The following is a 15,403-nucleotide window of genomic DNA, read 5'->3' as shown; positions in this document are numbered from 1 at the left end:
CCGGTTAGGCCTGTACGGTTTGCTGGCACTGTTCGCCCAGCCCTTCGATGCCCAGACGCATCGTCTGGCCCGCCCGCAGATAGATAGGCTGCGGTTTCTGCCCCATCCCGACGCCCGGCGGCGTGCCAGTGGAGATCACATCGCCCGGCTGCAGGCTCATGAAGCGGCTGAGGTAGCTGACGATCTGCGGAATACGGAAGATCATGGTGCTGGTGTTGCCATCCTGATAGCGCTTGCCGTCCACCTCCAGCCACAGGTTCAGGCTGTGCGGATCGGCGATCTCGTCGGCGGTCACCAGCCAGGGGCCGATCGGCCCGAAGGTGTCGCAGCCTTTGCCCTTGTCCCAGGTGCCGCCGCGCTCAATTTGATATTCGCGTTCGGAGACGTCGTTGATCACGCAGTAGCCGGCGACGTGGCGCATCGCGTCTGCTTCGCTGATGTAGCGCCCGCCCTGGCCGATCACCACGCCCAGCTCCACTTCCCAGTCGGTTTTCTGCGAGCCGCGCGGGATCTCCACCCGATCGCGGGGGCCGATCACCGCGCTGGTCCATTTATTGAACACCACCGGTTCCTCAGGAATGGCGGCACCGGTCTCCGCTGCGTGATCGGCGTAGTTCAGGCCGATGCAGATAAACTTGCCGATGCCGCCGACGCAGGCGCCGAGGCGCGGCTGCCCTTCGACCAGCGGCAGCGTGGCGCTGTCCAGCGCGCGCAGTTTGGCGAGCGACGCCGGCAATAACGCGGCGCCGCCCACATCGGCGATATGCTGCGACAAATCGCGCAGGTGGCCTTGCGTATCCAACATGCCGGGGCGCTCTTGCCCGGGTTGCCCGTAACGTAAAAGTTTCATGCCGTCCTCTCTCAAAAAATATGCGGGAGGAATGGGCCCCCAGGTGCCGTGAGCGCAGGCAGTTTGGGTGCGGACAGCGCGCAGGACCCGGAGCGTACACGGAGTACGTGAGGAGTCCGAGCACTGCCCAAGCTCAAAATGGCAAGCGCAACCGCCTGAGGGCCCATTCCTTCAGTTGCTCCAGCCGCCGTCGATGATCTGCACCGTGCCGGTGGTGTATGAACTGGCGTCAGAGGCCAGATACAGCGCCAGTTGGGCGATTTCCTCGGTGGTGCCGATGCGCCCGATCGGCTGACGGGCGACGAACGCCTGATACACCTCTTGCTCGCTGCGCCCCTGCTCGCGCGCCTGCTCGGCAATGCGCTGGCGCAGCGACGGCGACTCCACCGTGCCGGGGCAGATGGCGTTGCAGCGGATGCCCTGCGTAACGTAGTCCGCCGCCACCGAGCGCGTCAGGCCGATCACCGCCGCCTTGCTGGCGCTGTAAGCGAAGCGGTTCGGCACCCCTTTCACGCTCGAGGCCACCGAGGACATGTTGATGATCGAGCCTTTGCCGCGCGCCAACATGCCCGGCAGGAAGGCGCGGATCATGCGGTACATCGCGGTGACGTTGAGATCGAGCGCGAACGCCCACTGATCTTCGCTGCAATCGAGGATCGATCCGCTGTGCACCACGCCGGCGCAGTTGAACAGCACGTCGATCGGGCCGATCGCTTCCGCCGCCGCCGCGATGGCGGCCGGATCGGTGACGTTCAGCGTCAGCGCGCGGATCCCGGCAGAGCCCTGCAGGCGCTCGAGGTTGATGTCGCTGGCGATCACCTCGGCGCCGGCGGCGGCGAACAGCCTGGCGGTGGTAAAACCGATCCCTTGCCCGGCGGCGGTGATCAGTACGCGTTTCCCGGTTAGATCCATCTTGACTCCTCGGCCTAAAGGTCCAATGGTCAGGCCATTAAAGGCGGTTAAAGGTCAGGCCTCTAACATGACAAAAGACGCTTTACGCGTTATCGTTGGGGGAAGAAGTTAATAAAACAGCCTTGAAACCGCATTTCAATTAACCATTTTTTTACACTTGAATAACGATTACTCAAGCGCCTTGTCGCATAATTGTGCGCCAAATCACTGAACGCCGAATCGTCAAAGGTCAAAAATGCCGATTACCCGACTGGAAAACCCAAGAATTTACAGACAGATAGCTGACCAGCTCAAACGTCTTATCGAAAATAACGAATTTCCGCCGGGCAGCCGCCTGCCCTCGGAGCGCGATCTCGCCCAGCAGTTGCAGGTCAGCCGCGCATCGGTGCGCGAGGCGCTTATCGCGCTGGAAGTGATCGGCCTGGTGGACGTCAAGGTCGGCAACGGGGTGATCGTGCGCTCGCAAACGCCGCTGGCGCCGTCGCAGGAGCCGGTGATGGCCCAGGCCGGCCGCAACCAGTGGGCGGAGATCGACGACGAACTGAACATCGAGCTGGATTTCAACGCCGAGCTGCCGCCGTTTTCTCTGCTGCAAACCCGTCTGCTGATCGAACCGGAGACCGCCGCACTGGCCGCGCGCCACGCCACCGACGAAGAGCTGGCGGGCATCCGCGCTGCCTACGAGCAGAACTGCCGCGATAACCGCGCCGGTTCCGCCACCCACCCCGGCGATCGGCTGTTCCACATCCGCATCGCCCAGGCCAGCGGCAACCCGGCCTATGCGTTCATCATCGGCCACCTGCTCGGCCACCGTTACGGCAGCATGTTCCGCGTGCTGCAACGTCACTATACGCCGGACGACATGCCGCACCGTTCCGAACTGGAACACCGGGCGATCCTGGCGGCGATCGAAGCGCGTGACGTGCGCGGCGCCCGCAAGGCGATGAAGGCGCACCTCGATGAAGTGATCGCCATTTTCGCCCGCGCGCAGTAGGCCGCCGGCGGTGAAAAAATTTTATCGCCACCGCTCTTTTTTCTACATGCAGCCGGGGCCCGGGCACATTACACTGGGCGACGGATGAGCCCTTTCCCCGCTGCATTGTTAAATGGATAACGACCGTTGAAGAATTCTGTCTCCGCTTTATTGCTGGCGCTGGGCCTGTGCGCCGCGCCGCTGGCCGTGCAGGCCGCGCCCCCGCAGCTGGCTTCGCAAATCGTCGACCAGTATGCCGAACATATTTTCTACAACAGCGGCGCCACCGGCATGGCGCTGGTGGTGATCGACGGCAATCAGGTGGTTAACCGCAGCTTTGGCGATACCAAACCCGGCAACAACCTGCGCCCGCGCCCGGATTCGCTGATCCGCATCGCTTCGATCACCAAGCTGATGACCAGCGAAGTGATGGTGAAAATGGCGGCGGCAGGCCAGGTCAAACTGACCGACCCGCTGCGCAAGTACGCCCCCAAAGGCGCCTATGTGCCGGCTTACAACGCCGAGCAGCCGATCACCCTGCTGAACCTGGCGACGCACACCAGCTCGCTGCCGCGCGAGCAGCCGGGCAAGAAGCCGCCGAAAACGCCGGTGTTCACCTGGCCGACCAAGGCCCAGCGCTGGCAGTGGCTGGCGCATGCCAACGTCACGGTACCGCCGGGCGTACACGCCGCCTACTCCAACCTGGCGTATGACCTGCTGGCCGACGCGCTCTCGCGCGCTGCGGGCAAGCCCTACAACGCGCTGCTGAAAGAGAAAATCACCGCGCCGCTCGGCATGGTCGACACCACGCTGACGCCGAGCCCCGAGCAGTGCTCGCGCCTGATGGTGGCGGCGGCCGGCCCGAGCGCCTGCCGCGACACCACCGCCGCGGCCGGCAGCGGCGGCGTCTACTCCACCCCGCGCGACATGCAGCGCTGGATGCAACAATTCCTCTCCTCCAGCGCCAGCGGCCCGCGCAAAGCCACCGCCGCCAGCGAGCAAACCATGTACTTCCAGCGTCACGATCTGGTGTCGCTGAAGGGCATGGACGTGCCGGGGCAAGCGGATGCGCTGGGGTTGGGTTGGGTGTATATGGCGCCGAAGGACGGGCTGCCGGGCATCATTCAGAAGACCGGCGGCGGCGGCGGGTTCATTACCTACATGGCGATGATCCCGGCGAAAAACGTCGGGGTGTTCGTGGTGGTGACCCGCTCGGAGCTGAGCAAATTCACCAACATGAGCGATCCGGTCAACCGTCTGGTGAGCGATCTGGCGGCTAACAAGAGTTGAAACGTGGGGCGCAGCGGGCTGCGCCCCAACGCCTCAGGCCGGCACCGCCATCGGGTGGATCACCGAATGGAAATTGCGCTTGAAGTAGATCAGCCCGTTGCCGGCTTCGCTCAGCGCGATCTGCTTGATCTGCACCAGGTACATCTGGTGGGTGCCGATGCTCTGGATCTGCTCGATCTCCCCTTCCAGGCTGGCGAGGGTATTGCGCAGCACCGGCTGTCCCAACGCACCGAGCTGCCACTCTTCCAGCCGGAAACGATCTTCCATGCTGACGCCGGTCATGCCGGCGAAGTGGCGCGCCATCAGCTCCTGCTCGTGGTTGAGCACGTTGACGCACAGCCTGCGGTTTTCCTGAAACACCGGGTTCATCGCGCTATTGCGGTTGATGCACACCAGCAGCGTCGGCGGCGTATCGGTTACCGAGCACACCGCCGTGGCGGTGATGCCGCAGCGCCCCGCCGGGCCGTCGGTGGTGATGATATTCACCGCCGCCGACAGGCTGGCCATGGCGTCGCGAAAGCGCAGGCGCTGTTCATTTTCCTGAGACATACAACCTCCTCCTGAATTACTTCAGCAGATTATCCAACTGATTAATATCGTCATTGTTCCGCAGGTGCGGCACCTTCCAGCCGTGCTGATCGTAATCGGCCAGACACTTGTCGACCATCTGCATCATGCGATCCATGTTGCCGGATCCCTGCGCGTGGCGCAGGCACTGCAGGCGGATCTCATCCTGGCTGCCGGCGTAGTTGATCTCATACAGCTCGTGGCGGCCGCCGAATTCGCTGCCGATCGCATCCCACATCAGCTTGAGGATCTTGATGCGCTCGACGTGATCCATACCGTCCGATCCGCGCACGTAGCGCGCCAGGTACTTGTCGATCTCCGGGTTGTTCATGTCGCGCACGCTGGACGGCAGGTAGATCAGGCCGCTGGTGACATTCTTCTCGATGATGTGTTTCACCTTGGTGTAGGCCATCGGCGCCATCACGCGGTAGGTTTGCAGCGCGGCGGAATCCGGCAGGTAGGCGCCGTTTTCCCATTTAGTGGCTTCAGCGCACATCGCGTCGCTCAGCGACCAGAACAGGTTGCGCCAGGCCACCACTTCGCCCAGATCGGCCTGCACGCCGCGGAACTCCAGCACGCCGGTGCACGAGAGGCTCTTTTGCAGCAGCGCGGTGATAAAGTCCATCTTCACCGCCAGGCGCACGCAGGCCTGCAGCGGGAACAGCCGGGCGAAACCGCCCTGGGTGCTCCAGCGGCGGCAGCGGTCGAAATCGCGGTAGATCAGCACGTTTTCCCAGGGGATCAGCACGTGATCCATGATCAGGATCGCGTCGTTCTCGTCGAAGCGGCTGGTGAGCGGGTAGTCGAACGGCGATCCGGTGGCGCCGGCCACCAGCTCGTAGGAGGCGCGCGAAATCAGCTTCACCCCTTCGGCGTCCATCGGTGCCACAAACATCAGCGCGAAGTCCGGGTTATCGCCCATCACCTGCGCCGAACCGAAGCCAATGAAGTTGTAGTGGGTCAACGCCGAGTTGGTAGCCACCACTTTGGCGCCGCTGACGATGATGCCGGCGTCGGTCTCTTTCTCCACCTGAATGTAGACGTCCTTCACCTCGTTGACCGGCTTGTGGCGGTCGATCGGCGGGTTGACGATGGCGTGGTTGAAATAGAGCCCGGTTTCCTGAATGCGTTTGTACCAGTGGCGCGCGTTGTCGGCGAACTGGCCGTAGAACTCCGGATAAGCGCCCAGCGCGCAGCCGAAGGCCGCCTTGTAGTCCGGCGTACGCCCCATCCAGCCGTAGCTTTGGCGCGACCAGTCGGCGATGGCATCGCGCTGCTGGCGCATCTCTTCCGGGCTGCGGGCGTAGCGGAAGAATTTGTGGGTATAGCCGCCGTTGCCGGTGTCGGTATTCCAGCACAGGCGATCCTGGCTGGCCGGATCGTGCAGCGCGTCGTACAGCTGGCCGACTGATGCCGCCGCGTTGCGGAACGCCGGGTGCGTGGTGACGTCTTTCACGCGCTCGCCGTAAATGTAGATTTCGCGGCTGTCCTGCAAACTTTTCAAGTATTCAGCGCCGGTGAACGGGCGTTTGCTGTCGGCACGAAAGTCTTCTGGTTTCATCGGGTCTTCCTCGTCATCGGCATTTTTCAGGCCGTGGAATCGGCCATTTGTTAAAATAATGTTTTCTTTTGGTTGCTTAATTGAAGCTGCCAAAGCCGATTTCGAGAAGAGACTTTTGCGGCAATCGCCGGTACTTTTCAGGTCAGTTTGCCGCTTTCGCGGCAAACTGTGATCGCGGTTACGAAAGGGCGTGTTGCGCCGCGCGGTAGGTCGAGGGGGAACAGCCTTCCAGCCGATTGAAAAAACGGGCGAAATAGGCCGGATCCTTGAAGCCGAGGCTGTAGGCGGTTTCATGCACCGTACAGGCGCTGAACAGCAGCATGCGTTTGGCCTCGCGCAGCAGCCGATCGAAGATCAGCCGCTTGGGCGGCCGGTTGGCGAAGCGCCGGCACAGGTCGTTGAGCCGCGATTCGGTCACCCCCAGCGCCTGCGCATACTCCGGCACCGGCAGGTGCTCGCGAAAACGCTCGTCCACCATCTTGTTGAACCGCTGAAACAGCTGCAGTTCGCCGCGCACGCCGCTGTTGGCGCTGTCTTCCAGCGCGGTGTTGCGCAGCAGCAGCGTGAACACCGCCTGCGCCAGCAGCGCCAGCGTCTGTTCGCGCCCGGCCAGGTTCTGCCCGAACTCACGGCGGATCAGCGCCCAGTAGTGGCTGAGCGCCGTCAGCTCCTGCGGCGCGTCGGCCAGCGACAGGCAGATGCCCGGCATGTCCAGCGCCAGGTTGCTGCCGGGATACAGGCGCTCCAGCAGCGGCCAAATCAGCTCCTGGCGCACCGTCAGCACGTGGCCATCGCTGTCCGGTTCGGTGAAGAACGCATGCGGCACCGACGGCGGCGTGAGGATGAACAGCGGCGCCTGCACTGAATAGTGCTGATCGTCGAGCTGCAGCTCTATCTTGCCGGTCTCCAGGAAATGCACCTGGAAGAAGCAGTCGTGCCAATGCACCTGCATGTCGCGGCCGAAGAACGCCGCCAACCCGGCGAAGGTTTCGTAGTGCACCTCGTCGGCGGCGTAGCGCGCGTCATACTCTTTGCAAATATCGATGTTGGCGATAAAGCCGGTACTTTTCCGCACCTCATGACCTCCTGCAATCATGCCCACTTGCGCATCAAGGCGTCGCTCTCGGGCGCGAATCCTTCATCGGGATGCGCCACACCAGCACGGCGCCGACGATCAACAGCGCCGAGACGAAATACAGCCCGGAGTTGAAGCTGCCGGTCAGATCCTTGAACCAGCCGATCAACAGCGGGCTGAGCGCCGATCCGATGTTGCCGGTGGCGTTGATCACCGCGATCCCCACCGCGCGCGCCTCCAGACTGATCGACTGATCCGGCGTGGTCCAGAAGATCGCCATGGCGGTAAAGGAGCCGACCGAGGCCATCACGATCCCGAGCAACTGGATCAGGCTGTGATCGGTGGCGGACGCCAGCAGCCAGCCGGCGGCGGCGAACAGGTACGGCAGCGCGGTGTGATGCTTGCGCTCCTGCAGCCTGTCGGATCGTTTACTCCACCACACCATGCCGGCGATGGTGCAGATCTGCGGGATCGCCGCCAAAATGCCGATCGTCACGTTGCTGCTGCCCTGGTTGAAGCTTTGCAGGATCTGCGGCGTCCAGATGTTGATCGCGCTCAGGGTGTTGGTCAGGCAGAAATAGGCCAGCGTATACATCAGCACGATCGGCGTGCAGATCTCGCGCCACAGGCTGCGCTGTTGCAGCGCGCGGTGGCTGCTCGGCCCGTTGGGCTGCACCAGCTGCAGCTTGTCGGCCTCCATCATCGCCTGCAGGCTGGCTTTCTCCTCGTCGGTCAGCCACTTGGCCTTGGCCGGCGTATCGTCGAGGTAGAACCACACCACCACGCCCAGCAGCACCGACGGAATGCCTTCCAGCAGGAACAGCCACTGCCAGCCCTTCAGGTTCATCACCCCGTCCAGCGCCAGGATATAGCCGGAGACCAACGAGCCGATCGCCATGGTCACCGGCATGGCGATCATGAACAGCGCGTTGGCGCGGGCGCGGTAGAACGCCGGGAACCAGTAGGTGAGGTACACCAGAATGCCCGGCAGGAAACCGGCCTCGGTGATGCCGACGATCATGCGCAGCACGTACAGGCTGGTCGGCCCGGTGGCGAACATGGTGCAGGTGGAGGCGATGCCCCACAGCACCATGATGGTGGCGATCCAGCGCCGCGCGCCGACCCGGCTCAGCATCATGTTGCTCGGAATGCCGAAGATCACGTAGGTGACATAGAACAACGTCGCCGCCAGCCCGAACATGGTCGAGCTGAGGCCGAGATCTTTGCCCATCGTCAGCCCGGCGAAGCCGATGTTGATACGGTCGAGGAAAGAGAAAACAAACAACACGAACAGGAAAATGATCAGGCGCCGAAACAACTTTTTAATCACCGATTGCTCGGCGGCGGTTAACGCTTTATGTTGCTGCGCCGGGTTGGCCGGCTGCAGCGAATCGACGTGGTTCATGGTTCAGTAGACTCCCGATGAAGGCGCTTGTGCCCCGCCCCGTTTGAATTCGTCCGCCAGGGCTTCCGCCGCCCGCGCCAGCAGGGTGGTATCCACCCCCACCGCGACAAACAGCGCGCCGGCCTCCAGATAGCGCTGCGCCAGTGCCTTGTTGGCCATCAAAATGCCCGGCGCCTTGCCGGCGGCGCGGATGCGCGCGATGGCGTCGTCGATGGTGTGCTGCACCTCCGGGTGCTGCGGATTACCGGCAAAGCCCATGTCGGCGCTGAGATCCGCCGGGCCGATAAACACGCCGTCCACCCCTTCCACCTGCAAAATGGCGTCGAGGTTTTTCACCGCTTCGCGGGTTTCAATCTGCACCAGCACGCACATCTGCTCATCGGCCTGCTGCAGGTAATCAGGCACCCGGTTCCAACGCGAAGCGCGCGCCAGGGCGCTGCCGACGCCGCGCACGCCGTGCGGCGGATAGCGCGTGGCGCGCACCGCGTCGCGCGCCTGTTCGGCGTTTTGAATCATCGGGATAAGCAGGGTTTGCGCGCCGACGTCCAGCAGCTGCTTGATGATCACCGCGTCGTTCCACGGTGGCCGCACCACCGGCTGGCTCGGGTAAGGCGCGACCGCCTGCAGCTGCCCCAGCACCGTTTGCACGTTGTTGGGCGCATGTTCGCCGTCGATCAGCAGCCAGTCGAAACCGGCGCCGGCCAGCAGCTCGGCGCTGTAGCTGCTGCACAGCCCGAGCCACAGCCCGATCTGCGGGCGTTTTTCCTGCAGTGCACGCTTGAAGTGGTTGGTTAACATCGCATTCTCCCTGACAAGCGGGCGTAGCGCATGGCCCGCCCGGTTTATTGCGGCCCGGTTCGCCGAGCCTGCTTTTTAGACGAAGCGGCAGCTGATGCAGCCCATCGGGCCGTAGTCGACGTGGAAGGTATCACCGCGCCGCGCCGGCACCGGCCGGGTGAAGGAGCCGCCGAGGATCACCTGCCCCGCTTCCAGCTCCACCTCATACGGCGCCAGCTTGTTGGCCAACCAGGCCACGCCGTTGGCCGGGTGGTTGAGCACCGCCGCCGCCACGCCGGATTCTTCAATCACGCCGTTGCGGTACAGCAGCGCGGAGATCCAGCGCAGATCCAGCGCATCCGGCTTGATCGGCCGCCCGCCCATCACCACCCCGGCGTTGGCGGCGTTGTCGGAGATGGTGTCGAACACCTTGCGCGGCCGCTGAGTCTCGGGATCGACGTTGTGGCTGCGCGCGTCGATGATCTCCAGCGCGGGAATGACGTAGTCGGTGGCGTTGTAGACGTCGAACAGCGTGCAGTTCGGCCCGCGCAGCGGCTTGGCCAGCACGAACGCCAGCTCCACCTCCACCCGCGGCACGATAAAGCGATCGATCGGAATGTCGCTGCCGTCGTTGAAGAACATGTCGTCCAGCAGCGCACCGTAGTCCGGCTCGGTGATCTGCGAGCTCACCTGCATGGCGCGCGAGGTCAGGCCGATCTTGTGGCCTTTGAGCGTGCGCCCCTCGGCGATCTTCAGCTCCACCCACTGCCGCTGAATGGCATAGGCGTCTTCGATGGTGATCTCGGGATGATCGAGCGACAGCGCGCGGATCTGTTCACGACTCTTTTCCGCCTGATGCAGGCGCTGTACGGCGCGGTTAACCTGCTCTTTATCCAGCATTTACGACCCCTTATTCACGCCTTGTTGAACAGCGCGTGGACATTGTTCTGTTTGTAATTCAGCACCGGATCCAGCTCTTCCATAGTGAAAGAGAGCGCCAGGTAACGCTGTGCCATCAGCGCGGCAAAGTGTTCCTTGATCAGCGCAAACAGCATCTCACCCACCTGCTGGCGGCTTTCCAGAGTGCGGCCGTGGCCGATCTTCAGCGTCATGTGCACGAAGGCGTAGTCCTGCTTGCCGTCGGCCATCTGCCAGGTGTCGAGCCAGATGGCGCGGCTGCGCACGCCGGCCAGCGGAAAGATGCCGGTCGCCGCCAGCGCCTCGTTGACCTTGGCGAACAGGGTGGGCAAATCCGCCTCGCGGCGGATGTTGTCGGTACATTCAGCGTAAAAATGGGGCATTCACACACCTCAGGCTTCAGCGGGCAAAGGGAACACGGCGTTAACCTGCCCGGTGCCGGAACTGGCGAACAGCGGGGTGATGAACTCCACCTTACCGTCGTATTGGTCCCAGCCGAGCAGGCCCAGCAGCATCACGGTGTCGTGCATGTTGCCTTCGCCGTAGCAGTAATCGGCATACTCCGGCAGCATTTCGCAGAACTCGCGAAAGCGCCCCTCTTCCCACAGCTTGACCACCCGTTCGTCCATTTGCTGATCGAACTGGCGGGTGTAGCTGTTCATGCCCTCTTCGGCGCGCTGATCGTCGATGAAGCGGTGCGACAGCGAGCCGCTGGCCAGCACCGCCACGGTGCCGTCGTATTGCTCGATGGCGCTTTTCAGCGCCTCGCCCAGCCGGCGGCTGTCGGCGAAGTCATGCACGGTGCAAAACGCCGAAATCGATACCACCTTGAAATGCTTGTCGGCGTTCATGTAGCGCATCGGCACCAGCGTGCCGTATTCCAGCTTCAGGCTCGGGATGTCGTGCGCCTTGGCGCGCACGCCCAGCTTGCAGGCCTCGTCGGCGATCAACTGCCCCAGCGCCGGGTTGCCGTCGTAGTCGTAGGTCATGTCGCGAATGAAGTGCGGCAGCTCGTTGCTGGTGTACACGCCGGAGAAGTGCGCGCTGCAGTTGATGTGATAGGCGCTGTTTACCAGCCAGTGGGTGTCGAACACCACGATGGTGTCGACGCCCATCTCGCGGCAACGCGCGCCGATCTCTTTATGGCCGTCGATGGCCGCCTGCCGACAGCCAAAGTTTTTCCCAGGGATTTCCGACAGATACATCGATGGAACATGTGTAATCTTGGCGGCTAGCGCTAACTTACCCATAAGTCCTCCTATCCCCGTCATACTTCAAGCGGCAGATGCGTTGGCTGCCTTTACTCACCCGAATCGCTTACCTGAGTAAGCTCATCGGGACTCGCTCAGTTGCCGCCTTCCTGCAACTCGAATTATTTAGGGGATGTTTGTCAATTTTAAACGCCAGAGACGCTATCAAACGCCCCATTTAGGGATCGGGTGATCACCCATGGAAATGCACACGTTCTTCATTTCGGCGAACACTTCGAAGCTGTATTCGCCGCCTTCGCGGCCGGTGCCGGAGGCTTTCACGCCGCCGAACGGTTGGCGCAGATCGCGTACGTTTTGGGTGTTGACGAAAACCATGCCCGCTTCAATGCCGCGGGCCAGGCGCAGAACCTTGCTCACATCCTGCGTCCAGATGTACGACGCCAGACCGTACTCCACGTCGTTGGCCATGCGCAGGCCGTCTTCTTCTGATTTGAACGGCAACAGGCAGGCCACCGGCCCGAAGATCTCCTCCTGCGCCACGCGCATCCGGTTGTCGACATCCGCCAGCACCGTGGGGCGCAGGAAGTTGCCGTGGCTCAAGCCGGCCGGTTTGTCCGGGCCGCCGGCCAGCAGGGTCGCCCCTTCTTCCACCCCGAGGCGGATATAGCCGGAGACTTTTTCCCAGTGCTGCGGGCTGATCAGCGCCCCCACCTGGGTGTTGGGATCTTGCGGATCGCCCACGCGCAGGCGGTTGGCGCGCTCGGCGAAACGTTTGACGAATTCCGGGTAGATGCTCTCCTGAATGAAGATGCGCGAACCGGCGGTGCAGCGTTCGCCGTTGATCGAGAAGATGGTGAACAACGCGGCGTCGAGCGCCCGCTCGATGTCGGCGTCTTCAAAGATCAGCACCGGCGACTTGCCGCCCAGTTCCATGGAGAATTTCTTCAGCCCGGCGCTTTCGATGATGCGGCGGCCGGTGGCGGTGCCGCCGGTGAAGGAGACCGCGCGTACGTCTTTATGGCGCACCAGCGCGTCGCCGGCGGTGGCGCCGTAGCCCTGCACCACGTTCAGCACCCCGGCCGGAATGCCGGCCTCCAGCGCCAGCTCGCCCAGGCGATCGGCGGTCAGCGGCGACAGTTCGGACATCTTCAGCACCGCGGTGTTGCCCAGCGCCAGGCAAGGCGCGGTTTTCCAGGTGGCGGTCATGAACGGCACGTTCCACGGCGACACCAGCGCGCACACCCCCACCGGCTGCACCAGCGTGTAGTTGAGCATCTTGTCGTCTACCGGGTAGGTCTTGCCGTTCATCTGCTGGCACACCTCGGCGAAGAACTCGAAGTTGTGCGAAGCGCGCGGGATCAGCACATTTTTGGTCTGGTGGATCGGCAGGCCGGTGTCGGCGGTTTCCAGTTCGGCGATCTGCGGCACGTTCTGGTCGATCAGCTCGCCCAGGCGGCGCATCAGGCGCGCGCGCTCTTTCATCGGCGTGTTGGCCCACTTGGGGAACGCCTCTTTCGCCGCCGCCACCGCCTGGTCTATCTCCAGCTGGCCGCCGGAGGCCACCTCCGCCAGCACCTCGCCGTTCGCCGGGTTGGTGGTGGTGAAGTACTCTTTGCTGGCGACGTTCTTGCCGTTGATCCAGTGGTTGATGGTTTTCATCGCAGGCTCTCCTCGTAATCTTTTTCACTGATAATGTGGTTAACCAGACGGCCGATGCCCTCGATCTCCACCACCACTTCGTCGCCCGGCTGCACGTCGGCCAGCCCTTTCGGCGTGCCGGTGGCGATCATGTCGCCCGGCTGCAGCGTCATGAATTCACTCAGGTAGGCGATCAGGAACGGAATGTCGAAAATCATGTCGGCGGTGCTGCCGCGCTGGCGCAGCTCGCCGTTGACGTAAGTGCTGAGCGCCAGCCGGTGCGGATCGGCGACGTCGTCGCGATCGACGATGTAAGGCCCGATCGGCGTCAGGGTGTCGCGGCTCTTCACCCGCAGATTCGGCCGGTAGTAGTTCTCCAGGTAATCGCGAATGGCGTAGTCGTTGCACAGGCTGTAGCCCGCCACATACTCCATGGCGTGCTCGCGGCTGACGTTGCGCGCGGTCTTGCCGATCACCGCCACCAGCTCGGCTTCGTAATGCATATACTCCACGCCGGCCGGGCGCACCGACACCTGGCGGTGGCCGGTCAGGGTGTTCGGTGCCTTGAGGAACACCAGCGGCTCTTCCGGCGCCTTGAATTCCAGCTCGCTGGCGTGGTCGGCATAGTTCAGCCCCAGGGCGAACACCGTGCCCTGCGCCGGCGGCAGCCATTCCACTTCGCGCTCCTGCAGCACCTCGCCGTTCGGCAACGTGACGCGCAGCTGCTCGTCCACCTGCACGTTGAAGATCTGGCCATGATGGCGAATACGGGCATGTTTCATGATGCGGCTCCTGCCTGGGTGACGCGGTTGGTCAGCGTGGGCAGGCCGGCGGCGCGCACCGTCACCTCATCCCCCGGTTTGATCTCCACCCGCTGGTGCGGGGTGCCGATCAGCACCGCATCGCCCGGCTGCAGGGTGATAAAGTCGCTGATGGCGGCGATCAGCTCCGGCACCGAGCGCACCAGATCGGCGGTGGACCAGCGATCCTGCTCCACGCCGTTGATCTCGGTGACGATCTCCAGCCGATCGGCATTCGCCAACTGGCCGATCTCCCCCAGCGGGCAGAATCCGTCGCGGCATTTGGCCTTGATCGCCGGGCGGTAGAAGCTGCTCTCCGGCAGGCTGACGTCGTTGGCCAACGCGTAACCGGCCAGATAACGGCTCACCTGCGCCGCCGGCACCTTACGCGCGGTATCGCCGATGATCACCGCCAGCGTGCCGCCGCTGTGCACGGTTTCACCGGCCGGAAACGGGATCGCCCCGCCGTTGGCGAGGTGGGTGTTGCGCGGTTTGATAAACCAGACCGGGGTTTTGGGCGGGGTCTGATACGGCGGCTGGTGAAACGCCTGATCCCAGGCGTCCAGTTGGCTGCGGTGGTTCAGCGCAACGGAAAATACGGTGCCTTTCATGCGAACTCCTCCAATGGCAAAACATGACAACCGGCATTCATTAACATATTAATGATTACTTTTATACGCTGTGCAGCTTTTACGCAATGCGCTTGGAGTGATTTGTGATCGTGATAACAAAATATTCACAAATAACGAACATTAGCGTGATTATTCAATGCATTAATCATTTTTATCGCCATTTTTCGCTGCGCCCCGCATTTTTGCTTTATCCCTACGGGTAACTTTGGCTACTATTAAGTTATTAACAAAATCGGGCTTTGCGGGGCAGGCGCCCCCATAACGAGCGCCGTAACAACGAACACCTTGATAGCTAAGGCCAAACTTATGCATGAATCGTTAACCATCGCCCTGCTGCAGGCGCGTGAAACCGCCATGGGGTTCTTCCGCCCGATCCTGAAAAGCCACAATTTGACCGAACAGCAGTGGCGCATCATCCGCGTGCTGGCCAACAGCCGCTCGATCGAATTCCACGAACTGGCGGCGGAAACCTGCATTCTGCGCCCCAGCCTGACCGGCATTCTGTCGCGCATGGAGCGTGACAAGCTGATCTTCCGCCTGAAGCCGGTCAACGATCAGCGCAAGCTGTACGTGTCGCTGACCCAGCAGGGCCAGGATCTGTATGAAGTGGCGCGCCACCAGGTGGAACAGGGCTACGCCGAGATTGAAGCCGCTTTTTCGCGGCAGAAAATGGATCAGCTGATGACGCTGCTGGACGAGCTGATCACCCTGGGCGACAGCCTGCCCGCCAACGTCACCGCGCATCCCGCCAAGCAGTGATTTAACCAACCGGAATTCTCAAATTAATTGACGTT

The 15,403-nt window shown here is 62.6% G+C and carries 16 protein-coding genes; 3 read left to right on the top strand and 13 right to left on the bottom strand.

Annotated elements, in window-relative coordinates:
- Window positions 1-4: 4 nt before the first annotated feature.
- Both C3F38_RS05180 and C3F38_RS05170 read right to left on the bottom strand, forming a co-directional pair.
- Window positions 5-850 (bottom strand): fumarylacetoacetate hydrolase family protein, encoded by an 846-nt coding sequence (locus C3F38_RS05180; protein ID WP_055317122.1) that lies wholly within the window; start codon window positions 848-850, stop codon window positions 5-7.
- 171 nt (window positions 851-1,021) lie between these two features.
- Window positions 1,022-1,762 carry an SDR family oxidoreductase gene (locus tag C3F38_RS05170; protein ID WP_038878437.1) on the bottom strand — a complete coding sequence of 247 codons (741 nt, stop codon included), beginning with the start codon at window positions 1,760-1,762 and terminating at the stop codon, window positions 1,022-1,024.
- A gap of 235 nt (window positions 1,763-1,997) precedes the next feature.
- On the opposite strand from C3F38_RS05170, the gene C3F38_RS05165 reads away from it, so the two are divergent.
- Together C3F38_RS05165 and ampH are read left to right on the top strand one after the other, a co-directional pair.
- Window positions 1,998-2,756: a FadR/GntR family transcriptional regulator gene (locus C3F38_RS05165; protein ID WP_033636991.1), complete on the top strand. Its 759-nt coding sequence runs from the start codon at window positions 1,998-2,000 to the stop codon at window positions 2,754-2,756.
- Between the two features lie 126 nt (window positions 2,757-2,882).
- Complete coding sequence (ampH, locus tag C3F38_RS05160; RefSeq protein WP_038878434.1) at window positions 2,883-4,025, top strand: D-alanyl-D-alanine-carboxypeptidase/endopeptidase AmpH; 1,143 nt, start codon at window positions 2,883-2,885, stop codon at window positions 4,023-4,025.
- Between the two features lie 33 nt (window positions 4,026-4,058).
- On the opposite strand, the gene hpaC is transcribed toward ampH, so the two are convergent.
- The 11 genes from hpaC to C3F38_RS05105 form a co-directional block, all read right to left on the bottom strand.
- Window positions 4,059-4,574, bottom strand: a complete 516-nt coding sequence (hpaC, locus tag C3F38_RS05155; RefSeq protein ID WP_038878431.1) for a 4-hydroxyphenylacetate 3-monooxygenase, reductase component — start codon at window positions 4,572-4,574, stop codon at window positions 4,059-4,061.
- A 16-nt stretch (window positions 4,575-4,590) separates the two neighbouring features.
- A complete protein-coding gene (hpaB, locus tag C3F38_RS05150; protein WP_019454961.1) occupies window positions 4,591-6,153 on the bottom strand; it encodes a 4-hydroxyphenylacetate 3-monooxygenase, oxygenase component in 1,563 nt (520 codons plus the stop codon).
- Window positions 6,154-6,331: 178 nt separating this feature from the next.
- Entirely contained in the window at window positions 6,332-7,228 is an 897-nt protein-coding gene (gene hpaA / locus C3F38_RS05145) for a 4-hydroxyphenylacetate catabolism regulatory protein HpaA (protein ID WP_038878427.1), read from the bottom strand.
- Between the two features lie 34 nt (window positions 7,229-7,262).
- On the bottom strand, window positions 7,263-8,633 hold the full coding sequence (gene hpaX, locus C3F38_RS05140; RefSeq protein ID WP_038878424.1) for a 4-hydroxyphenylacetate permease: 1,371 nt from the start codon (window positions 8,631-8,633) through the stop codon (window positions 7,263-7,265).
- Window positions 8,634-8,636: 3 nt separating this feature from the next.
- On the bottom strand, window positions 8,637-9,431 hold the full coding sequence (gene hpaI, locus C3F38_RS05135; protein WP_038878422.1) for a 4-hydroxy-2-oxoheptanedioate aldolase: 795 nt from the start codon (window positions 9,429-9,431) through the stop codon (window positions 8,637-8,639).
- A gap of 75 nt (window positions 9,432-9,506) precedes the next feature.
- On the bottom strand, window positions 9,507-10,310 hold the full coding sequence (hpaH, locus tag C3F38_RS05130; protein WP_004933170.1) for a 2-oxo-hept-4-ene-1,7-dioate hydratase: 804 nt from the start codon (window positions 10,308-10,310) through the stop codon (window positions 9,507-9,509).
- A 14-nt stretch (window positions 10,311-10,324) separates the two neighbouring features.
- Window positions 10,325-10,711 (bottom strand): 5-carboxymethyl-2-hydroxymuconate Delta-isomerase, encoded by a 387-nt coding sequence (locus C3F38_RS05125; RefSeq protein ID WP_038878420.1) that lies wholly within the window; start codon window positions 10,709-10,711, stop codon window positions 10,325-10,327.
- A gap of 9 nt (window positions 10,712-10,720) precedes the next feature.
- Entirely contained in the window at window positions 10,721-11,578 is an 858-nt protein-coding gene (gene hpaD / locus C3F38_RS05120; RefSeq protein ID WP_055317224.1) for a 3,4-dihydroxyphenylacetate 2,3-dioxygenase, read from the bottom strand.
- A 165-nt stretch (window positions 11,579-11,743) separates the two neighbouring features.
- Window positions 11,744-13,198, bottom strand: a complete 1,455-nt coding sequence (hpaE, locus tag C3F38_RS05115; RefSeq protein WP_033636981.1) for a 5-carboxymethyl-2-hydroxymuconate semialdehyde dehydrogenase — start codon at window positions 13,196-13,198, stop codon at window positions 11,744-11,746.
- Window positions 13,195-13,959, bottom strand: a complete 765-nt coding sequence (locus tag C3F38_RS05110; RefSeq protein ID WP_038878413.1) for a fumarylacetoacetate hydrolase family protein — start codon at window positions 13,957-13,959, stop codon at window positions 13,195-13,197. The genes hpaE and C3F38_RS05110 overlap by 4 nt, the downstream gene beginning before the upstream one ends.
- Window positions 13,956-14,588: a fumarylacetoacetate hydrolase family protein gene (locus C3F38_RS05105; protein ID WP_038878411.1), complete on the bottom strand. Its 633-nt coding sequence runs from the start codon at window positions 14,586-14,588 to the stop codon at window positions 13,956-13,958. The genes C3F38_RS05110 and C3F38_RS05105 overlap by 4 nt, the downstream gene beginning before the upstream one ends.
- A 327-nt stretch (window positions 14,589-14,915) precedes the next feature.
- On the opposite strand from C3F38_RS05105, the gene hpaR reads away from it, so the two are divergent.
- On the top strand, window positions 14,916-15,368 hold the full coding sequence (hpaR, locus tag C3F38_RS05100) for a homoprotocatechuate degradation operon regulator HpaR (RefSeq protein WP_004933183.1): 453 nt from the start codon (window positions 14,916-14,918) through the stop codon (window positions 15,366-15,368).
- The last annotated feature ends 35 nt before the right edge of the window (window positions 15,369-15,403 follow it).

The organism is Serratia sp. SSNIH1 (assembly GCF_002935055.1).
Taxonomy (GTDB): Bacteria; Pseudomonadota; Gammaproteobacteria; order Enterobacterales; family Enterobacteriaceae; genus Serratia; species Serratia nevei.
This window is presented reverse-complemented; position numbering and strand designations above follow the sequence as displayed.

Excerpts from the sequence above, each read along its gene's own strand:
- C3F38_RS05165 (WP_033636991.1), top strand. The coding sequence starts at position 1,998 with ATGCCGATTACCCGACTGGAAAACCCAAGAATTTACAGACAGATAGCT.
- C3F38_RS05180 (WP_055317122.1), bottom strand. The coding sequence starts at position 850 with ATGAAACTTTTACGTTACGGGCAACCCGGGCAAGAGCGCCCCGGCATG.
- hpaC (WP_038878431.1), bottom strand. The coding sequence starts at position 4,574 with ATGTCTCAGGAAAATGAACAGCGCCTGCGCTTTCGCGACGCCATGGCC.
- hpaH (WP_004933170.1), bottom strand. The coding sequence starts at position 10,310 with ATGCTGGATAAAGAGCAGGTTAACCGCGCCGTACAGCGCCTGCATCAG.
- C3F38_RS05170 (WP_038878437.1), bottom strand. The coding sequence starts at position 1,762 with ATGGATCTAACCGGGAAACGCGTACTGATCACCGCCGCCGGGCAAGGG.
- hpaI (WP_038878422.1), bottom strand. The coding sequence starts at position 9,431 with ATGTTAACCAACCACTTCAAGCGTGCACTGCAGGAAAAACGCCCGCAG.
- hpaB (WP_019454961.1), bottom strand. The coding sequence starts at position 6,153 with ATGAAACCAGAAGACTTTCGTGCCGACAGCAAACGCCCGTTCACCGGC.
- hpaE (WP_033636981.1), bottom strand. The coding sequence starts at position 13,198 with ATGAAAACCATCAACCACTGGATCAACGGCAAGAACGTCGCCAGCAAA.
- hpaX (WP_038878424.1), bottom strand. The coding sequence starts at position 8,633 with ATGAACCACGTCGATTCGCTGCAGCCGGCCAACCCGGCGCAGCAACAT.
- hpaR (WP_004933183.1), top strand. The coding sequence starts at position 14,916 with ATGCATGAATCGTTAACCATCGCCCTGCTGCAGGCGCGTGAAACCGCC.
- C3F38_RS05125 (WP_038878420.1), bottom strand. The coding sequence starts at position 10,711 with ATGCCCCATTTTTACGCTGAATGTACCGACAACATCCGCCGCGAGGCG.
- C3F38_RS05105 (WP_038878411.1), bottom strand. The coding sequence starts at position 14,588 with ATGAAAGGCACCGTATTTTCCGTTGCGCTGAACCACCGCAGCCAACTG.
- C3F38_RS05110 (WP_038878413.1), bottom strand. The coding sequence starts at position 13,959 with ATGAAACATGCCCGTATTCGCCATCATGGCCAGATCTTCAACGTGCAG.
- hpaD (WP_055317224.1), bottom strand. The coding sequence starts at position 11,578 with ATGGGTAAGTTAGCGCTAGCCGCCAAGATTACACATGTTCCATCGATG.